Here is a 19,908-nt window from a genome sequence, read left to right on the forward strand (position 1 = left end):
AAGGTAACAGTGATTGACAACTTTTATGTTTTAGGTGTGAGATGATGCATCAACAAGGCGATTTATTTGGCGGCGATCTATGGCAAGAAGTAGAAAGAGGAGAACTTTATTATGATCCTCATTTTCTTAACCATCTTGAGGCGGATAATTACTTTGACCAACTTCGAAAGACACTGCCATGGCACCAAGAACACATTACTATGTTCGGCAAGTCAGTACTTCAACCTCGCTTACAAGCGTGGCACGGTGATGCAGCATATACTTACTCAGGCTTAACCATGCAGCCTCACCCTTGGACTCCTGAGTTAACTCAGCTCAAAGTGCGTTGTGAATCAGTTGCTGATGTCACTTTTAATTCTGTTCTCGCTAACTTATATCGACACGGCCAAGACTCAATGGGCTGGCACCAAGATAATGAACCAGAGTTAGGTAGAAACCCTGTTATCGCATCTTTGAACTTAGGTGAAACACGTCGATTTTTGCTTAGAAATTTACATTGTAAAACTGAGATTGAATACGAGCTTTCTCACGGCTCCTTACTGATTATGGCTGGCGAGCTACAGCATCACTGGAAGCACTGCGTACCAAAAACCGCGAAAACCAAAGATGAACGTATCAACCTGACTTTTAGGCAAATTTTTAACTATTGACTCAGCTTTTACATTCTCAATTAATATTGATGGTAGGTTTAGGTTCAGGACTTCATAGGGAATGGATTTATGCGTATTAAACCTCTTAGCTTAGCGGTCTTACTCTCTTGCTCACTTACCTTTGCAGCTCAGGCATCACAGGAAGAGGTACCGCTTCTCGATAATACTCAATCAGCGCAGTTGATTCGTAGTACCTACGAACAGGAACTGTTCACTTTCCCGGCGTTTAAAGAGGGCCATTTTGGCTTACGCATGTACCGCCAAACATTAGATGAGAAATATCACGCTGCCATTTGGACCGACATGGCACAAGTAGCCAGCCGGTTAAACCAATTTGCTAATGAAGTTGTTGAACCAGAAGACATCATTCTCTATTCATCTCAAAGGCTGACCACGTATCAAGAGAAAGAAACCGAACGAGGGCAGCGACGCTATACCGTGACTAAACACCATCCTGAGTACCTTTATCTTGGTGTGGATTTGCTTGGCGCAATGGCAAGAGCAAACGAATACGGCCTAAAGCATAAACAAGACAAAACGCTGAGAAAAATTATTAGGCGCTACGATTTCTCGCGTTACGTTACGGACAAAGAGATGATAGAAGCATGGGCAGCTCAGCTTGCAAACCAAGTCTACTGGCTTCGTCAGTTAGGAGAGCAAGATGTGGTCGAGGAATTCACTCAAACCTTCCGTGACACCTACCCCGACGATAAAGATAAGATGCTTTCAGCTCAGCAGTATTGGAACAAACTCTACGGGATGACGCACATCATCTTTGCCGATTCACAGTATTATCAGGAGCGAGTAAGCGAGAAGAAACACCAATGGATTTATGATTACTTTCGCAACAATATCGACACTATCCTACTGCGCGCCAAAGAAGACGTGATTGCGGAAGTCGGCATTTCGTTTTTGTTAGCAGGCTTGGACCATGATCCGGTCGTAAAGAAAACCCGCCAAGCCATTCGTCACGCAATCAACGCAGAAAAAGGGATGATTCCGTCGGTCGACGGTAACTTTGATCTCAAGTACGGCGAACACCGTAACGTACTAGCCATCATGCTGCTCGATTGGAAAGGGGTACATAAAGCGCCAACTTATCAAGAGCACCCAGAGGCTTTTAAATCGATACCTTACGGCTTAATGCCCAAGCCTTAGAAATAACAAAACCCGCCATTTAAGCGGGTTTTTAGTGTGTATCTTCAATCTAAATTAGAGAGAGATAAAAATGCCCGCTAAGCACGCACTCATCAGGTTAGCGAGTGTACCAGCAGCAACCGCTTTTAGGCCTAGACTTGCAACATCTTTACGGCGCTCAGGTGCCATCACGCCGATAGAGCCCAACTGAATCGCAATTGAGCCAATGTTCGCAAAACCACACAACGCAAAAGTGATAATAATTTGAGTATGCTCAGACAGTGTCGCTTTGTGCTGCACAAAATCGATAAACGCAACAAACTCATTCATCACCACTTTCTGACCAATGTATGAACCCGCAGCTAGGATTTCGTGGCTTGGCACACCAATCAACCATGCGAGAGGTGCAAACAAATAACCAAAAATCGCTTGTAGCGTTACGCCAGAGAAACCAAGTATCTCGCCCAAGTTTTCTAGCCCCGTGTTCACCATCGCGATAACACTCACGAAAGCGATAAGCATGGTACCAACAGCAACGGCAACTTTCATACCGCCCATGGCACCGCTTGCTAGCGCATCAATAACGTTACTTTCTTCTGATTTATCTAGCTCAATATTGTTGTAATCGCTTGGCGTTTGACGCTCAGGAACGATGATTTTTGCCATCATCAAACTACCTGGTGCTGCCATAAAGCTTGCCGCGATCAAGTATTTGAGGTCGACACCCAAACCAGCATAACCACCAAGCACACTGCCCGCCACTGAAGCCATACCACCAGCCATCACGGCAAACAGTTCAGAGCGAGTCATGTTAGAAAGAAATGGACGAATAAGAAGTGGTGACTCGCCTTGAGATAAGAAAATGTTCCCTGTTGCAACCAAAGACTCTGCTTTACTCGTACCCAAGAACTTCTGGATAGCGCCGCCAATAAATTGAATCACTTTTTGCATAATGCCCAAATAGTAAAGGGCGGAGATAAGAGCACTGAAGAAGATGATGATAGGAAGGACACGGATAGCGAAGATAAAGCCAGAAGAAGCGAGGTCACCAAAGAGGAATTTAATCCCTTCATCAGCAAAGCTGAGTAGCCCCGCGACACCATTACTTAAACTCGCCAGCGCCGCTTGACCCAACGGGAAATAGAGCACCAAAGCAGCAAACCCCATTTGTAGCATCAAGGCGCGAGATACAGTTTTCCAATTAATGGAAGAACGACCCTCAGAAAGTAGGAAAGCACAACCTAGCAGTGCAACAATACCAAATAGACTAAATAGAACACTCATGAGCTGGACCTACTAAACGTTGAAAAAGAAAAAAGAGCCAAAGGAATTGGCAGAAGAAAGGGACAACGCAGCGAGTGATAACTCACTTTTAGATCCAGAATGTAGACAGAACGAATAGTTCGACATCTTATTTTTACCTTATACAAGCAATTGAACGTAGCTGGTCCGGTCCGTGGGGTCATTCACTGCTGGCGAGCATGTTGCTTGGCCTGCTCCATGTGACGGCTTGTATGGGTAAGGGTCCTGAACAACTAAACCCTAATTCCCGCTTAAACGGGACGCAAGTATAGCCAACAAAAAGAGATATTCATCACATTTATTTACGCAAACGTTCAAGCGTTCAAAATTCAGGCAAAAGTACTCTTTTGTCGTCATACCATTAATAAAAGTAAGGGCATAAGGATAGGCGTTGATGGTAAAAAACATAAAAGTGACCAATAAATATGCAATCAAACTCGAAAGAGCCAAAATTCGTCATTTTGCTCTCGCCAACAGGTGGATTTTGGTTATAATTCGCGTTGCTTCTTTCGAGGCCTCTGAGTATTCAGAGCATCATGATGCCGAGATGGTGAAATTGGTAGACACGCTAGCATGAGGTGCTAGTGCCTTTGGTGTGAGGGTTCGAGTCCCTCTCTCGGCACCATTATCCTTCTTCCCTAATTTTGTTCGAGTGTAATGCAAAGTTCTAAGCAGGCAAGACAGTCTACAGATGCTAACCAACTTCTGAGTGAGCTTGCGGTTCACGCTTTATTACACCTGCACTTTAAAATTCACGCGTCCTCGCATGGCCTCTCCCTTAAAGAACGTAATGACTTACTTCAGAAATGGCTGAAACCAAAACTGAAGAGTAATCGCTATAAGCTGATTAAAAAGCCGTTAAAATCTTTGACTCAGCAGGCAAAAGGTGAGAACGGAAATCTGGAAGAATTACTCGAGCGCTGCGTCGGTGCAGACAAACCCAGAAATCCTCAACCCGATCTAGATAGCTACTTGCTGCTGATCAACGAGATTGAGAAGAAACTGGGGACTACCGTGTTATTATCGCGACCGGAAGACGTCGACTTATCTCACGACCAACACGGCTGTTTGCTGTGTGTGCTTTCTGAGAACTTAAATCAGCACTTCGATGATAATAACGCCCTAATCGCTCCTATTTCGATGCTGTTCCGCGGACCAATGAGTCAACGCTCACTTTTCCTTGGCAGCATTTACGCCAGTGGTACCTTCAATTATGAAGTGCAGTATCAAGACGACCAGTTCGTTCGCATCACATTAGAGTTAGCGTAACTGTAACGCTAAGAAATAAACGAATCGAAAAAGGCCGTGAAACTCGCGGCCTTTTGCTTATCTAGATTTAAACTTGAGTTAATCGATCTCTTTAAATCGAGCAGTAAAGTGGCGCAGCACTGGTGGCTCGTACTCGAAAGTGAGCCCTTTTAACTCATGTGCACGATTTTTCAGTTCGATAATCGCATCCGCAATGTAATCCATATGATCGTTTGTGTAGACACGACGTGGAATGGTCAAACGCATCAACTCAAGCTCTGACGCTTTTTGTTTACCCGTTTCCGGATCTCGACCAAGCAGCAACGATCCTATCTCTACTGCTCGAATACCCGCTTCCAAGTACAAAGCATTACACAATACCTGCGCAGGAAACTGATCCGCTGGAATATGTGGCAAAATCTTAGCGGCATCCACAAACACCGCATGACCACCCGTTGGGTATTGAATCGGAATACCGCCTTCACGTAAGCGCTCACCTAAGTATTGAACTTGGCTAATTCTATAGTGAAGAAAATCCTCATCCGCGGCTTCATACAAACCGCGAGCGAGCGCTTCCATATCACGCCCAGCCATGCCGCCGTATGTCACAAATCCTTCCATGGGTACGCAGCGCGTCTGCACCGCCTGGAACAACTCCTTATGATCACGAATACAACACATGCCACCAATGTTTACCATCGGGTCTTTCTTAGCTGACATGGTGAGCATATCACCGTACTGGTACATCTCACGGATGATTTCCAGAATCGATTTATTCTCGTAACCCGCTTCACGCTGCTTGATAAAGTAGGCGTTCTCACAGTAACGAGCCGAGTCAATCACCACTGGAATATCGTACTTGGTTGCAATCTCGTACACACTGCGCATGTTTTCCATCGACACAGGCTGACCACCGGAGCTATTACAAGTAATCGTGGTGATAATTGCACAAATGTTATGCGAACCGTGCGCTTCAATTGTTGCCACCAGCTTATCGATATCAAAATTGCCCTTCCAATCATAAGGCGTAGTGGTGTCGAATGCTTCTTCCGTTACCACGTTAATCGCTTTACCGCCATTGAGTTCAATGTGACCCGCTGTGGTATCAAAATGGTAGTTCGAGATAAATACTGGCGTTTCGCCACCACGCACCTGACGCATACGCTCAATCAAAGCTGGGAACAAAATTTGCTCGGCACCACGCCCTTGGTGTGCAGGCACGGTGAGCTTATAACCGAAGAAGTGCTCCACTGCATCACACAGGTTGTAGTAATTTCGACTCCCCGCATAGGATTCATCCCCCATCATGATACCAGCCCACTGATTATCACTCATGGCACCAGTGCCTGAGTCAGTCAGCAAATCGATATAAACATCATCACTACGAAGAAGAAATGGATTATAGCCCGCTTCTTTTAACGCGACTTCACGGTCTGCCAAAGTCGTCATTTTGATTGGCTCAACCATTTTGATACGGAAAGGTTCTGGAATACGTTTCATTGTTAATTTCCTTATACGCATTGCCCTACGCAGTTTCACGTAAGACTAAAAAACAAATAGATAGAATGCTTTTCAATGCGATTGCATTGAGGAAATCAACGAGAAGAGATTTTACTAAGAAGAGACAAGCAGTAGTCTAGGTTATACCAGAACGACAGCACCAAACGGCTATCGAGAATATCCTTTATTCTCATCGTCTTCGTCCTCCTGATAAAAATAAAAAGTCAGAAACCCCATGTCTCTGACCTTTTCAATATAGTGCAGTTTTCAATCAATTTTCAGTGAGGTCACCCTCATTTTAAGAAGGTCTCGCCCTTTTCATTCTGCGTTTGATATTACTTTCTTTGACTAGGTAATCGAAAAGTGGCGCGAATAAGTTAGCAAATAGAATCGCTAACATGATGCCTTCTGGATAAGCCGGGTTCAGCACTCGGATAAAAATCGTCATCACGCCGATTAATAGTCCGTATGCCCATTTCCCGTTATTGGTAAAAGCTGCCGAGACAGGGTCTGTCGCCATAAAGAAGGTACCAAACGCAACCCCACCAATCACGAAGTGCCAGTAGAACGGCATGGAGAACATGGGGTTAGAGTCTGAACCGATCGCATTCAATAGTAATGAAGCTCCGATTAAACCGACCAACACGCCCGCAACAATTCTCCACGATGCAATCTTCATAAAGATGAGAACCAAGCCTGTTAGTGCGATCAACAACGTGGAGACTTCACCCATCGAGCCTGGTAAATTACCAACAAAAGCATCTCCCCATGAAATTGGCTCTCCCGTCATATTATTTATCAAAGCACTTTGCCCTCCTTCATACCATTGGCTAAGTGGAGTAGCGCCAGAGTAACCATCAGCCGCGACCCACACGGCACCACCGGACATGTTGGCAGGATAGGCAAAGTATAAGAACGCGCGCCCTGCTAAAGCTGGATTTAGGAAGTTTCGTCCAGTACCACCGAAAATCTCCTTCGCCACAACAATACCGAAAGTGATACCTAAAGCCGCTTGCCATAGTGGAATTGTCGGAGGAAGGATCAGCGCAAAGAGTATAGAGCTGACAAAAAAGCCTTCATTTACCTCATGCTTTCGCACAATAGCAAACAGAACTTCCCAGAAACCACCAACGATAAACACCGTCGCATAAACCGGGAGAAAGTAAGTAGCACCAAGCCACATTTTACTTCCCCACCCCGCTTGTGAAACCGCATCTAACGAGCCCCATACCCAACTCAGTTGCCATGAAGAAACAAGCGCTTGCTGAGCTGAGGCTTGATCCATTCCATACAACAAGGCATCACTCGCTTGCTGGCCTATGTTGTACATACCCCAGAACATGGCAGGGAAGACCGCCAACCACACCATGATCATAATACGTTTTAAATCGATGCTATCTCGAACGTGAGTCATGCCCTGGTTTACCTTACCAGGCGTGTAAAAAATGGTTTCGACAGCTTCGAAAAGTGGGTAGAACTTGTGATACTTCCCACCTGGACCAAACTTAGGTGTCGCTTTCTCAAAGTAATGTTTAAGGCTCATAACGCTCCTCCTTTATCTAAAAGATGGTACGCACATGTGTAAAAAGCGATCGTTTTTTAATCTCTTCGTCTTCCTTCTTCGTATTTCACCTTGTTCGCCACTCTTCTGTCTCCTCTTTAAATCCGGCGAACAGTTTATCCAACGAAAAAGGGACCGCTCATGGACACACTCGCCATTGACCTAGCTAGATTCCAATTTGCCTTTACTGTCTCTTTCCACATTATTTTTCCAGCGTTTACGATTGGTTTGGCAAGTTATCTCGCTGTATTAGAGGGCTTGTACTTAAAAACGGGCAACAAACAGTACATGCAAATCTATAAGTACTGGCTCAAAATCTTTGCCATCAGTTTTGGTATGGGTGTGGTGAGTGGCATCGTGTTGAGCTATCAATTCGGTACTAACTGGAGCGTGTTTGCCGACAAAACAGGCCCAATCCTAGGCCCGCTAATGGGTTATGAAGTTTTTACTGCGTTTTTCCTCGAAGCTGGGTTTTTAGGCGTGATGCTTTTCGGTATGGATAAGGTAGGTAAGAAGCTTCACTTCGCCGCGACTTGTATTGTTGCATTCGGGACGTTTTTGTCTGCGTTTTGGATACTTTCGGTTAATAGTTGGATGCAAACACCAGCGGGCTATAGTATCAACGAAGCCGGACAGTTTATCCCAGAAGACTGGTGGGCGATTGTCTTCAACCCTTCCTTCCCTTACCGGCTCGTTCATATGTTGCTCGCCGCTTACCTTACTACTGCCTTTGTTGTAGCCGGCGTTGCCGCTTATCACTTACTAAAAGCAAACCATAACCCTCTAGCCAGAATTATGTTCTCGATGGCAATGTGGATGGCTGCCATCGTGACACCAATTCAAATCGTTGCTGGAGACATGCATGGATTAAACACCCTTGAACATCAACCCGCCAAAGTTGCCGCGATGGAAGGGCACTATGAGTCTCACCAAGGCGCGCCATTGATCCTCTTCGGTATCCCTAACGATGAAGAAAAACGCATGGAATACGCACTGGAAATCCCCAAACTCGGTAGTTTGATTTTAACTCATGACCTCAACGGTGAAGTGAAGGGATTAGATGCTTTTCCAGAGGAGGAACACCCTCCTGTCTCTATCGTTTTCTGGTCTTTCCGAGTAATGGTCGCGCTTGGTTTTGGCATGCTTGTTATTGGTTTGTGGAGCCTTTGGCTAAGAAAACGTCGCAAACTTTTTGATTCGAGGGCACTTCAACGTATTTGTGTGCTGTTTGCCCCAGCGGGGTTCATTGCAGTTTTAGCAGGCTGGATAACTACCGAAGTCGGTCGACAGCCTTACACCGTATACGGTCTTTTAACCACAGCCAATTCGGCATCGCCTATTGATGCCGCCGCGGTGAGCGTCTCCCTGACGGCGTTCATCGTGGTTTACTTTGTGGTTTTTGGAGCTGGCTTCTTCTATCTCCTACGTTTGATGCGCAAGTCTCCAACTCGATATGAAGAAGGTCTAGATAGCCGACTTCCTGATGGCACGAAAACTGATGCCATCACACATTCTAACCATCTAACCTAGGAGCTAACTCATGGATTACGCATTAATTTGGTACGCTTTGATTGGGCTCGCCGTTCTGATTTATGTCGTGTTAGATGGCTTTGATCTCGGTATTGGTATCCTATTCCTCAGCGCTAATGACGATGAAGAGCGCGACATGATGATGAACAGCATCGCTCCTGTTTGGGATGGGAATGAAACTTGGCTAGTTCTTGGCGGTGGTGGGCTTTTTGCCGTGTTCCCCCTCGCCTACGCGGTCATTATGCCAGCACTCTATGCTCCTCTGATTTTAATGCTGCTCGGATTAATTCTGCGCGGGGTTTCTTTTGAGTATCGCTTCCGAACACAACGCGGAAAGTTTTTATGGGATAGCGCTTTTTTCATTGGTTCACTCACCGCAGCATTGATGCAAGGCATTATGCTCGGAACCCTGCTCCAAGGTATAGAGGTTAGTGAACGAGCATACGCAGGTGGATGGTTTGATTGGCTTTCACCATTTAGCGTATTTTGTGGCTTGGCGCTTGTTTGTGCTTATATTCTGCTCGGTTCATGCTGGTTATTAATCAAGCTTCCAGAAGAGCTGATGGGGCGCTATTACGTGGTCGCGCGACGATGGGGACTAGCGATGGTAACCTGTATATTCATCGCCAGTTTGTGGCTGCCATTGAGCCAAAATATCGTATTTGAACGTTGGTTCTCATTACCAAACTCGCTACTGTTTTTCATTTTACCAATTATTGCAGCGGCACTTATTTGGCAGTTATTCAAAGCCTTACTCGACCACAAAGCCGTCCGAGCCTACGTTCTTGCGATCGGCCTGTTTCTTGTGTCCGCGATGGGTTTCGGTGTCAGTACATTCCCTTACTTGGTCCCATTCGCACTCACTTATCAAGACGTCGCCGCGCCAGATAAGAGTTTGGCATTTTTACTTACCGGTGCGGTGGTATTACTTCCTCTGATCATAGCCTACACGGCTTATTCGTACTGGGTTTTCCGCGGCAAGATGAAACGTGGAGAAGGATATCACTGATGAAACTAAAACCCATTTTGTGGTTCATTGGCATTTGGCTGGCAAGCGTGGTCGCCTTGTTTATCATCAGTTCGTTGATACGAACTGCGATATTGTAGGCCCAGAGTCTACTGCACCACATCTGAAGCCATTGAGGTCTATACTCAAGCAAGAGTAAAACAACGGAGTGTTTTTATGACCTTAAAGCGGTTTCTGGTAACTTTGATTCCTTTGACGGTTCCACTGTTTTCACCAAATGCATTGGCCGTAGACAAGCAGATGTCATCCGCCATGAAAAGTAAAATGCGGTCTATTTGCTCCGCAACAAACGAACAGAGCCATTGGCAACTTGCTGAGGCAACTCCTGACGCCAGACGTTCACTTAACATGGTGCTTTATCAAATGAATGCCGATGATAAATTGAAAGCAATTCATGAGGTGAGAACGAAAATGGTCGGCGGCACCCATTATGCTTTTGAGTTCGAGTTGCAAGATGGTCAAGTCTGGAATGCAATTGTATTGCACAGTGCCCGAGGCGATTACATGATAGAAAGACACGCAAAGAAAGGCGAACTCTGCCCTAAAGATGGCAACTCCTAAATCCCAGATTCAAATACAATAAAGGCGACCGTTACGTCGCCTTTGTTTTATACCGTTTTCGCCTCTATCTTCTCATTCACTTTATCGCAAATGTACTCTCCAATAGGCATTGCAGATGTCGCTGCGGGAGAGGGCGCGTTGCAAACGTGTAGGCTTCTTGCGCTCTCGGCAAACAAAAAGTCATGAACCAAAGAGCCATCGGATAACACCGCTTGCGCACGAATACCCGCAGGATATGGTTTGAGATCGTCTACCTTGATACTAGGGCAATATTTGTTGACCAACTTAAGATAGCCCGGCTTCCACCACGAGTTCTTAAACTCATCCAATCCGGTTTTTAGATGCTTTTGTGTCACCTTCCAGAAACCGGAGAAGCTCAGCATTTGCATGGTATCTTGCAAGCTGAAGTTAACCTTGTCGTACCCTTCTCGCTTCCAGCCTTGCACCGCATTTGGACCTACGGTCACACTGCCATCAATCATGCGAGTCAGGTGGACGCCCAAGAATGGCAAATCAGGGTCGGGAATTGGATAAATAAGATGATTCACCACTTGGTCGTGTTTACTATCTAAGCGGTAGTATTCACCACGATAAGGGATGATTTGGAAATCGGTCGGAATAGACATCATCTTCGTCATGCGATCCGCCATCAAGCCGCTGCAGGTAACCAAGAACTTAGCATTGAGCTGCATGGTTTGACCGTCTGAAATACAGGTCAGTTGAACTTCTTCGTCCTTCTCTTCGGCAGCCACCACTTTGGTTCTCAAGCTGATTTGACCGCCGAGCTTTTTGAACTCTTCCGCCATCTGCTCAGTGACCAAACGATAGTCCACAATACTGGTGGTTTTGACATAAATCGCGCCCAATCCCGTGATGTTTGGTTCAGCCAGTTTAAGTTGAACTTCATCGAGTAGCTTTACGTCGATGCCGTTGACATGGCAGCGCTCATAGAGGGCATTCATGCGTTCGACTTCTTGCTCATTGGTCGCAACCAGTAACTTGCCACAGTTCTCCACCGGAATATCGTGCTCGGCGCAGAACGAAATGGTTCGCTCTACCCCACGCTTACAAAAATCCGCTTTTAAGCTGCCCGGTGCGTAGTACACCCCGGCATGAATCACGCCGCTATTGTGTCCGGTTTGGTGCTGGGCAAAACCGGACTCTTTCTCAACCAATAAAATGGATTTGTCTGGATGACGTTGCTGTAGTTGCCATGCTGTCGACACACCAACGATACCGCCACCAACAATGATGTAGTCATAGACTGATTTCATACGACCTCTTATAAAACCGATAGTTGAGATTGTTGCAATTTGAACTTGCGACCACTGTAAATGAACACCGCGACAAATACCGCGCAGCTTGCCACACGAACCAACATTGGGATATCGTGCCAAACCAGCAATGTACCCACCACTACCAACAAGAGACGAGTCAGAATGTTTAGAGGACCTTCCAAGTAGCCTTCAATCGCACCAATCAATGCATAGGTTCCGATGATGGCGAAGAAGCCCACGGTAATTACCGACGTTACATCCCAACTTACTAAGCCTGTGTAAGCAATCAGCAGCGGTACAAGATACAAACCTTTAGCGATTTTCCATGCCATCAAACCGGTACGCATTGGCGGTGTTTTAGCGATGGTTGCCGCAGCAAATGCGGTCAAACACACTGGAGGCGTAACGTTACTGTCTTGCGATAACCAGAAGATGATGAGGTGAGCAGCCAGCAATGCCAAGCCTACCGCTTCCATACCCAAACTTTGCTCTAGTAGGGTTTCCATAAAGTCCGCAGGTACTAGCGCCACCATTTCTTTCGCGGTTTCCAACGCCATTGGTGCATTAAGCAGTTCCAACTTTTCTGGCGCCGCCAACATGAAGATCGCTTTTGCTTGTTCAGGCAATTGACCCGACACCATCAATTCAAGCAATTGGTTTTCCGCAATCAATTTGTAAAGCGCAGGGGCAGACAGTGTACCCAATACAATATACGCCGCTGTCACGGGTAAACCCATACCTAAAACAAGAGAAGCGAGCGCAATCAGAATGATCATGATGAACAGGTCGCCATTCGCCCAACCGTCGATCATCAGTGAGAACGTGTTGCCGATGCCCGTGGTGCTGATCACGTTGATCACCAAACCAATACCCACCAGCAATACCGCAGTTGTCGCCATATTTTTCGCACCTTGTGATAGCGCTTCGATGATCGCTTTTGGTCCCATCTTATGATCTTTCGAGAACCAAGAAGCCACCACCACAGAAATGATCGACAAGCCCGCAGCGTAAGTTGGCGTAAAGCCTTGAACCAACAAAGTAACCAACACCGCCAGCGGGATAAGATTGTGCCAACCGCTGATCAACACTTTCAGTAGAGACTCATCACTGGTCGTGATTTTTTGCACGCCGCTGCGTTTGGCTTCGATACGCACAAAGAACGCCACAGACAAGAAATAGATAAGAGCAGGAATGAAAGAAACGGCAATAATATCAACATAAGGAATTTGCGTGTAAGACGCCATGATGAAAGCACCCGCGCCCATCACTGGTGGCATCAACTGACCACCTGTCGACGCCGCAGCTTCAACGCCCGCTGCAAAGCGCGAAGGGAAACCTGCTTTTTGCATTAAAGGAATACTGATAACACCAGTTGAAACCGTATTTGCCACACTAGATCCAGATACTGAGCCCATCAATCCCGAGCCAATCACTGCGATAAAACCGGGACCACCGATGATTTTACCAGCCGCAGCACGTGCCACATTGATGATGTAATCACCGACACCAGAGCGCACAAGAAACGCACCAAACAGAATGAACATGAATACGAAAGTCCAACTGATGCGCGAGATAGAACCAAACATGCCCTCAGAAGAATAGAAGCTACGGTAGAGCAAGGTTTCCATGCTCAAACCCGGGAAATGGAAAATACCTGTCGCCCACTCACCCCAAAGCACAACGTAACTCAGACACACCACAATCAGCACAGGAATAAACCAGCCCATGGTGCGTCGGATCAGCTCAATCACAATCAGGATTGCCATGATGGCGAAGACCCAATCGCTGGTCACGAACTTCACGCCACGTTCGTACAGCGCATCTTCGGCATAGGGAATGTAGAGCAAACACGCGACCGCGCCCATAGCAATTAACACATCGATGCCGAGTGCAAGCTTACTCTGCTTGAGAGAGATATGAGCCGGATACCAAAGCGCACAAATCACCGCAAAGCCAGCAAAGTGGGTCGCGGAAATCCATAACTCTGGTAACGTCGATAAGGTATTAAACCAAATGTGCAAAGCAGACAACACCACGCCAAACACTGTAATTGTGGTGGTTACCCACGGAAAATCAGTGCGCGTGGGCAGCTCAAACTTCTGCAATTCCTTTTCTATTGAGTCGCTCATCTCATACTCCAAGCTCTGGCGGCTTTTTCCATCTTAGAAATCGGTAGGGATAAAATGCCCCGAGCCAAAACTCGGGGCGAAGTTGGCGTTATTTCGCCATTAAGTCTGATGGGATTTCGATGCCCATTTCTTTGTAGTAACGCGCCGCACCTGGGTGAAGAGGCACTGGCAAGCCAGCAATCGCTTTCTCAATCGCCATTGCTTTTGTTGCTTTGTGGATGCCTTGTAGGAAAGGCAGGTTCTCGTAGATGGCTTTGGTTAGCTGGTAAACGTCTTCTTCCGAGATATCTTCACGAACTGCCAAGAAGTTTGGCTGTGCAATGGTAGTGATCGGCTTATCTAGACCTGGATACGTGTTCGCAGGAATTTCGTACTTCGTCCATAGGTTGTAGTTGCCGTTCGCCTCTTTGATTTGCTCGTCAGTAAACGAAAGAATCGAAATGTCTTTACCCAGCGCAGCAAAAGCTTGAGTGACCGCACCAACAGGCACACCCGCAGGCGTGTTCATGCCGTCAATGGTGCCGTTTTGAAGTGCGCTCGCACTGCCGCCATAGCCCATGTACGCAAGATTGAATTTATCAGGGTCTACCTTCAGACCTTTCATGATTTGGCGACCAGAGTTCTCAGTACCTGAGTTCTTCTTACCGATGGAGAACTTCTTGCCATCTAGGTTGTTCAGGTCAGTCACTGTGCCCGTTTTTGCTAGGTCAGAACGAACAATAAAGTGCTCAACGTTTTGCCACAACATAGAGACTGAACGCAGCTGCTCTTGGCGACCGCTCTTCTCATAAGGACCTTCACCAGACCAAGCCCAAGCACCATAAAGGCCTTGTAGAATCGCGAACTGTGCTTCGTTTTCGTTAAGCAGTTTGACGTTTTCACCAGAGCCCGCAGAGCTGATTGCAGAAAGGGAGAAGTGGTGCTTTGGTGCCAATTTCACTTTGCTTAACGTCGCCAGCGCTACGCCCACAGGGTAGTAGGTACCACCTGTCGATGCCGTTGCAAGAATGTAGCTACGATCTTCTGCCGCAGCGTTAGCAGCAATACCAAAAGAAGTCACAGCGACAGCCAAAGCTTTTACCAGCTTGTTCATTTTCATTATTACTCTCCGTGTAGTCGTTTCACGATTGGGGATTTACATCATGTTAAATCTTTATTAACAACACATTCCCTAGAGCAATTGAAATGCCAACTTTTAACCCTTTGTATTTATTGAACTAACTGCTGAAATACATTAAAAATGAGCAAAATCATGCTGATTTGATAGCAAAGTAATGAGCAAGATCTTGCTCATTGAAGAGAAGAAGGTTGCACGCCTAGATCGCAAAAGGTTAATAAAATGTGATCAAGACAAAATAAATGCACGATTCACTAATAAGCAATATTTTGCCGATGCAATTTTGGATTGAACTGCAACTAATGAGCATCTTAACAATAAGAAGAAAAAGCGCATCATTCTAAACTGCTCACTTTATCAGCGGAGGTTCATAGCCTAAACGACTACAAATAGCACAAAAATACAGAAAAACAAGCCATGTTACAGAAATGAAAAGTCATTTATTCTAATTTTGAATTTAAAAAGCAGTTCGATCCACCAGTTCAGAAACAAACATTGACCGTATCAACTTATTTTCTACTTCGGGGTTGTGCCAATAGCCCTATGTTCGTTAGGGTAACAACACGCCAAGGCAAACGTATTCCTTGGTATTTTTTCGTCATTAAGGATCACCCATGTCAGCAACTGCGCAATTACAATTCGCTTTAAAACGCCCATCTGGCGTTGCTGCTGCGATCCTCCTGCTCTCTCTGAAACTGATTCAGAGCTGACAGGCTATATCTAAACTTTCTGTCAGCTTGAGAAGAAGCTGACGGGAACACCACATACTCCTCCCATTCCTTTCAGTTTCTTCCAAGCGAAACATAAGAGGAATAACAATGTTAAGCGCACGCAATATCGCCGCTTTGGGCTTCATGACTTTCGCCATGTACTTAGGCGCGGGTAACCTAATCTTCCCTCCATTTTTGGGTTACCAAGCAGGTGAAAATTTTCTGAGCGGGATGTCTGGCTTCCTCTTAACGGGCGTAGGTCTGCCTGCGATGGCACTGGTGATGGTGGCTATCGTAAACGGTTCAGACAAATTAACCGCTGCCCTACCTAAACCTTTGGCGACCAGTTTTTGGGTAATGGTATTTATCGTGATTGGCCCTGCTTTCGTAATACCACGTGCGATTACCGTGGCTTACCAATTTAGCTTTGCGCCAATGTTTGGTGATGCCGCTTTGGTGCCTTTCACTATTGCCTTCTGTGCTATCACAATTCTATTTGCCCTATATCCGGGTAAGTTGGTCGACAACCTAGGCAAGATCTTAACGCCTGCCTTGATGGGTATCTTGATCATCATGTCTGTGACGGCTTTGGTTTCTCCTGCAGGCGAGCTAACTGCCGCAACGGGACCATACGTATCTGGCGCATTTGCTGAAGGCTTGACCCAAGGCTACATGACCATGGATGCGCTAGGCTCTATCGGTTTTGGTTGGATTATCTTCCGCGCGATTCGCAGCATGGGTGTGGATTGTCCGAAAGCCACCGCAAAATACACGCTGATCGCAGCTTTGATGTACGCGGTTGCCATGGCATTTGTCTACATCTCATTGGCTTACATTGGTTCGACAAGCTCATACTTGGGTTCTGAGTTCAGTAATGGCGGCGACATCTTAACGGCATTCACCTTCAGCCACTTCGGCGCATTTGGTTCACTATTACTAGGTGCCGTGATGGTATTGGCGTGTCTGACTACTGCTATCGGCGTAACCACAGCAGGCAGTGAGTTTTACGACAACACTTTCAGCAAAGTGAACTACAAAGGCTGTGTGATCACGACCATGGTATTGGCTGGTTTGATCGCCAACGTAGGTTTGGAGCAACTATTGGCTATCACATTGCCAGCGGTTGTGGCGCTTCATCCAGTCGCGATTGCATTGATGATCATGGCACCAGTGCGCAACAAGATGTCGCAAATCATGGTGGTAGCAACCGCATTCACTGCTCTAACGTTTGGTTGTGTTGATGCGCTGCACATCCTAGGTTACATGCCAAGTTCCACTGATGAGTGGATGGGTAATTACATGCCTCTGTACAATGACTTTGCTAGCTGGATTGTGCCTAGCGTATTTATGATGATTGTTGGTCTGCTGTTTACGACGAAAACCAACCAAACCGAACAATTCGAGCTGGTGAATGAATAGCCGTTTAACATAAGACATCGCTCAATAAGTGCGTTACTATGTAGCTCGCTTATTGATATCAGGCAAAGGAGTTGCCTGAATGAAAGATTGATATGGGTCGCCTATGGATAATCAGTATCTAGACATCAGAACACTGAACTTTATCGTTATTCTGTTCTCTTGCATTTACTCTATTAGTCTGCTTTGTTATCAATACACTCAGGGTAGAGTCAAAGGCTTAAAAACCTTCTCGATATCACTACTGTTTATTGGTTTAGGCCCTTTTTTACTTGGCTTTAGAGGCTCTGCGCCAGACTGGCTGACCATCGTCATAGCCAACACTCTCATATTAGTCGGCTTCTTGCTTACGCTATATAGCGTAAGCATTTTTCGTCAATATCCTTTAAAATTGGCTCACTGTCTTACCTTGTTAACACCTGTTTTCAGTGGTTCATTTTACTATTTCACCTTCCATGACCCTTCTATCAAAAGCCGCATTATTTATCTGAGCATGTATATTTGTATCGTCACCTTCTTTAGTGGTGTCGCCATGCTTAAAGGTACCCAAAAGGACTTAAAGCTCCCTGTTAAAGCAATGGCTTACTCTTTCTTTGGATTTAGTTTTTTTATGGGATTTAGGGCGCTTTGGAGTACTTTTTCAGGTGAGTTACCAAGTTTTATGGTCGCAGGCCTTATCCATCAGCTGACTTTCTTATTTAGCATCTGCCTGATCGTTGCTTTGAGCTTTAGTATGCTGTGGTTAATTAACGGACGCTTGGTGCAATCCATAAATGATCTCTCTCATTTAGATGCACTCACAGGGCTATATAATCGTCGAGCCATGGAAGAAATCGTTCCAAACTTGGTTAGTAAAGCACATAAAAAAAGCCAAGCAATCAGCATTATTATGACTGATGTCGACAAGTTCAAAGCGATTAATGATCACTATGGTCACACGGTTGGCGACTCCGTCATGGCAACGATCTCCACTATTTTTAAAAAGCATCTTCCTGAGTCAGCCTGCATTGTGCGATTTGGTGGTGACGAGTTCATGATTGTTTTGCTCGAAAAAGCACAGCAAGCCAAAATTTTCGCAGAGCAAATTCGCCTTGCGGTCGAAACTGAAACCGCTTTGCAATCATTTAAAACTGAAGTAACCATGAGCTTTGGTATCAGTCAGTTATCTGAGGGGCAATCACTTCAAGAGGCGCTTGCTGAAGCAGACGAAGCGCTATATAGCTCTAAACATACTGGAAGGAACCTCGTTACCTTGTTTGGAGAAGGTAAAGACCTAAATTATAAGTTTGTCCCAGCTCCTGCCAAAAGCGCATAACATGTTTGTTATGCCAATGATTTTACATTAGCTAGAAATCGTACTAAGTATAGTCGGAGCGATTCAAACCAAACTTCTGCATCTTTTGGTTAAGGGTTCGACGTGGTAAATCCAACTCCTGCATCACCTCATTGATGCGTCCATGATGCCTGACTAAAGAATCATGTAGCACCTTACGTTCAAAGTTATGTAGCTGAATCGCCAACGGCACGCCCGCATGCGTCTCTTCGGTTGTTGAGGATGGTCGACTGGAGAGAATTTCCATTACGGAGACGGTTTCATCCAATGCAAAACGCATCGCTACATTCCTAAGCTCACGTACGTTACCAGGCCAAGAGTAAGCAAGAATGGCCTTTCTATCGGCTTCACTCAGTGGGCGGCTCTCAGGGTTACTTTTCAGAGCAAAGTGTTCGAACAAGATCAACGCATCATCTTCTCGCTCACGTAGCGGTGGCAAATAGATCTGCGCCACATTAAGACGATAGTACAAATCCTGACGAAACTCGTCATGATCATTGAGATCTTCTTTCGCGGCGGCGATCACTCTCAAATCAACTGAGATCTGTTGGTTGCCCCCAACGCGCTCTACCGTATGTTCCTGTAATGAACGCAACACTTTCACCTGCATGGACAGCGGCATACTCTCGATTTCATCAAAGAATAAAGTGCCTTTATCCGCGTATTCCAACTTACCAATGCGCTTTTTACCCGCTCCGGTAAATGCCCCTGCTTCATGCCCAAACAGCTCACTTTCAAACAGGTTCTCAGGAATAGCGCCACAGTTGATTGGCACAAAATGATAGGATCTGCGTTGGCTTTCATTATGCAAACTGGTCGCCACCAGCTCTTTACCACAACCTGTTTCGCCGTAAATGATCACGTTAGTATCAATGCGTGCTAACTTGGCTACTTGTTCTCTAAGCTGTTGCATCACTCGGCTTCGCCCAATCAACACCTCTTCTAAGCCGCTAACGCTAGATAGGTACTCTTGGCGATCTTGAGTAGACGTTTGTGCGCGATAGCTCTCGACCGCTTCGGTTACTCGTTGGGATAAACGCTCAGGTTGGAAAGGTTTCTCAATAAAATCGAACGCACCGTTTTGTAACGCCCCTACTGCCATATCGACGTCACCATGTCCGGTGATCAAGATAACTGGCGTTGGGATGTGATTGGCAATCAGGCTTTCTAGTATCGACAAACCATCGGTGTCCGGCAGGCGAACATCACTGACAATCGCATCAAATTCTTGGCTAAGAATGGCCGCTTTCCCCTCTTCTCCTAAACTGAATGCGCTCACGTCGAACCCCGCCAGTTGCAGCCACTGACTGGTAGCCTGACGAACAATGTCATCGTCTTCGATAAGTGCAATTTTAGGGGTGTCGTCAAAAGCCATGAGTTACTACCGTAGGTGGAATAGAAATCGCTCTT

At 46.0% G+C, this 19,908-nt stretch carries 15 protein-coding genes and 1 tRNA gene; 9 read left to right on the top strand and 7 right to left on the bottom strand.

Annotated elements, in window-relative coordinates; all coding sequences use genetic code 11:
• Positions 1-44: 44 nt before the first annotated feature.
• Together R7P36_RS16985 and R7P36_RS16990 are read left to right on the top strand one after the other, a co-directional pair.
• Positions 45-650 (top strand): alpha-ketoglutarate-dependent dioxygenase AlkB family protein, encoded by a 606-nt coding sequence (locus R7P36_RS16985; RefSeq protein ID WP_182015931.1) that lies wholly within the window; start codon positions 45-47, stop codon positions 648-650.
• A 69-nt stretch (positions 651-719) separates the two neighbouring features.
• On the top strand, positions 720-1,808 hold the full coding sequence (locus R7P36_RS16990) for a DUF3541 domain-containing protein (RefSeq protein ID WP_005384167.1): 1,089 nt from the start codon (positions 720-722) through the stop codon (positions 1,806-1,808).
• A 54-nt stretch (positions 1,809-1,862) separates the two neighbouring features.
• Here R7P36_RS16990 and R7P36_RS16995 read toward each other — a convergent pair whose 3' ends face one another.
• A complete protein-coding gene (locus tag R7P36_RS16995; RefSeq protein WP_017635515.1) occupies positions 1,863-3,071 on the bottom strand; it encodes a NupC/NupG family nucleoside CNT transporter in 1,209 nt (402 codons plus the stop codon).
• A gap of 559 nt (positions 3,072-3,630) precedes the next feature.
• Here R7P36_RS16995 and R7P36_RS17000 point away from each other — a divergent pair.
• Positions 3,631-3,714 (top strand) — tRNA-Leu (locus R7P36_RS17000).
• A gap of 32 nt (positions 3,715-3,746) precedes the next feature.
• Entirely contained in the window at positions 3,747-4,358 is a 612-nt protein-coding gene (locus R7P36_RS17005) for a DUF2913 family protein (protein ID WP_005384170.1), read from the top strand.
• Positions 4,359-4,436: 78 nt separating this feature from the next.
• Here R7P36_RS17005 and R7P36_RS17010 read toward each other — a convergent pair whose 3' ends face one another.
• Both R7P36_RS17010 and R7P36_RS17015 read right to left on the bottom strand, forming a co-directional pair.
• Complete coding sequence (locus tag R7P36_RS17010; RefSeq protein ID WP_005384172.1) at positions 4,437-5,837, bottom strand: tryptophanase; 1,401 nt, start codon at positions 5,835-5,837, stop codon at positions 4,437-4,439.
• 298 nt (positions 5,838-6,135) lie between these two features.
• The gene (locus R7P36_RS17015; RefSeq protein WP_047102825.1) at positions 6,136-7,380 is read right to left on the bottom strand and encodes an NADH:ubiquinone reductase (Na(+)-transporting) subunit B; all 1,245 of its coding nucleotides are present in this window, start codon (positions 7,378-7,380) and stop codon (positions 6,136-6,138) included.
• A gap of 159 nt (positions 7,381-7,539) precedes the next feature.
• Here R7P36_RS17015 and R7P36_RS17020 point away from each other — a divergent pair, with 159 nt between their 5' ends.
• The 3 genes from R7P36_RS17020 to R7P36_RS17030 all read left to right on the top strand — a co-directional run bounded on the left by R7P36_RS17020 (position 7,540) and on the right by R7P36_RS17030 (position 10,516).
• On the top strand, positions 7,540-8,928 hold the full coding sequence (locus R7P36_RS17020) for a cytochrome ubiquinol oxidase subunit I (RefSeq protein WP_017635517.1): 1,389 nt from the start codon (positions 7,540-7,542) through the stop codon (positions 8,926-8,928).
• A gap of 10 nt (positions 8,929-8,938) precedes the next feature.
• On the top strand, positions 8,939-9,937 hold the full coding sequence (cydB, locus tag R7P36_RS17025; protein ID WP_085569246.1) for a cytochrome d ubiquinol oxidase subunit II: 999 nt from the start codon (positions 8,939-8,941) through the stop codon (positions 9,935-9,937).
• A 174-nt stretch (positions 9,938-10,111) separates the two neighbouring features.
• A complete protein-coding gene (locus tag R7P36_RS17030) occupies positions 10,112-10,516 on the top strand; it encodes a hypothetical protein (protein ID WP_054574501.1) in 405 nt (134 codons plus the stop codon).
• A gap of 47 nt (positions 10,517-10,563) precedes the next feature.
• On the opposite strand, the gene lhgO is transcribed toward R7P36_RS17030, so the two are convergent.
• The 3 genes from lhgO to R7P36_RS17045 form a co-directional block, all read right to left on the bottom strand.
• On the bottom strand, positions 10,564-11,790 hold the full coding sequence (gene lhgO / locus R7P36_RS17035; RefSeq protein WP_104976314.1) for an L-2-hydroxyglutarate oxidase: 1,227 nt from the start codon (positions 11,788-11,790) through the stop codon (positions 10,564-10,566).
• Positions 11,791-11,798: 8 nt separating this feature from the next.
• Positions 11,799-13,922, bottom strand: a complete 2,124-nt coding sequence (locus tag R7P36_RS17040) for a TRAP transporter permease (RefSeq protein WP_213899761.1) — start codon at positions 13,920-13,922, stop codon at positions 11,799-11,801.
• Between the two features lie 88 nt (positions 13,923-14,010).
• Positions 14,011-15,021 carry a TAXI family TRAP transporter solute-binding subunit gene (locus R7P36_RS17045; protein ID WP_005374185.1) on the bottom strand — a complete coding sequence of 337 codons (1,011 nt, stop codon included), beginning with the start codon at positions 15,019-15,021 and terminating at the stop codon, positions 14,011-14,013.
• An 836-nt stretch (positions 15,022-15,857) separates the two neighbouring features.
• Between R7P36_RS17045 and brnQ the strand changes: the two genes are divergently transcribed.
• Positions 15,858-17,168, top strand: a complete 1,311-nt coding sequence (gene brnQ, locus R7P36_RS17050; protein WP_213899762.1) for a branched-chain amino acid transport system II carrier protein — start codon at positions 15,858-15,860, stop codon at positions 17,166-17,168.
• A 103-nt stretch (positions 17,169-17,271) separates the two neighbouring features.
• Complete coding sequence (locus R7P36_RS17055; protein WP_154204156.1) at positions 17,272-18,480, top strand: GGDEF domain-containing protein; 1,209 nt, start codon at positions 17,272-17,274, stop codon at positions 18,478-18,480.
• 43 nt (positions 18,481-18,523) lie between these two features.
• Here R7P36_RS17055 and R7P36_RS17060 read toward each other — a convergent pair whose 3' ends face one another.
• The gene (locus R7P36_RS17060; protein WP_213899763.1) at positions 18,524-19,873 is read right to left on the bottom strand and encodes a sigma-54-dependent transcriptional regulator; all 1,350 of its coding nucleotides are present in this window, start codon (positions 19,871-19,873) and stop codon (positions 18,524-18,526) included.
• Positions 19,874-19,908: the final 35 nt, after the last annotated feature.

The sequence above is a fragment of the Vibrio sp. 397 genome (genome assembly GCF_033339395.1).
GTDB classification, from domain to species: domain Bacteria; phylum Pseudomonadota; class Gammaproteobacteria; order Enterobacterales; family Vibrionaceae; genus Vibrio; species Vibrio alginolyticus.

Coding starts and splice junctions, on each gene's coding strand:
- R7P36_RS17015 (WP_047102825.1), bottom strand. CDS start 7,380: ATGAGCCTTAAACATTACTTTGAGAAAGCGACACCTAAGTTTGGTCCA.
- R7P36_RS17055 (WP_154204156.1), top strand. CDS start 17,272: ATGGATAATCAGTATCTAGACATCAGAACACTGAACTTTATCGTTATT.
- R7P36_RS17060 (WP_213899763.1), bottom strand. CDS start 19,873: ATGGCTTTTGACGACACCCCTAAAATTGCACTTATCGAAGACGATGAC.
- lhgO (WP_104976314.1), bottom strand. CDS start 11,790: ATGAAATCAGTCTATGACTACATCATTGTTGGTGGCGGTATCGTTGGT.
- R7P36_RS17020 (WP_017635517.1), top strand. CDS start 7,540: ATGGACACACTCGCCATTGACCTAGCTAGATTCCAATTTGCCTTTACT.
- R7P36_RS17045 (WP_005374185.1), bottom strand. CDS start 15,021: ATGAAAATGAACAAGCTGGTAAAAGCTTTGGCTGTCGCTGTGACTTCT.
- R7P36_RS17010 (WP_005384172.1), bottom strand. CDS start 5,837: ATGAAACGTATTCCAGAACCTTTCCGTATCAAAATGGTTGAGCCAATC.
- R7P36_RS16985 (WP_182015931.1), top strand. CDS start 45: ATGCATCAACAAGGCGATTTATTTGGCGGCGATCTATGGCAAGAAGTA.
- cydB (WP_085569246.1), top strand. CDS start 8,939: ATGGATTACGCATTAATTTGGTACGCTTTGATTGGGCTCGCCGTTCTG.
- R7P36_RS16990 (WP_005384167.1), top strand. CDS start 720: ATGCGTATTAAACCTCTTAGCTTAGCGGTCTTACTCTCTTGCTCACTT.
- brnQ (WP_213899762.1), top strand. CDS start 15,858: ATGTTAAGCGCACGCAATATCGCCGCTTTGGGCTTCATGACTTTCGCC.
- R7P36_RS16995 (WP_017635515.1), bottom strand. CDS start 3,071: ATGAGTGTTCTATTTAGTCTATTTGGTATTGTTGCACTGCTAGGTTGT.
- R7P36_RS17005 (WP_005384170.1), top strand. CDS start 3,747: ATGCAAAGTTCTAAGCAGGCAAGACAGTCTACAGATGCTAACCAACTT.
- R7P36_RS17040 (WP_213899761.1), bottom strand. CDS start 13,922: ATGAGCGACTCAATAGAAAAGGAATTGCAGAAGTTTGAGCTGCCCACG.
- R7P36_RS17030 (WP_054574501.1), top strand. CDS start 10,112: ATGACCTTAAAGCGGTTTCTGGTAACTTTGATTCCTTTGACGGTTCCA.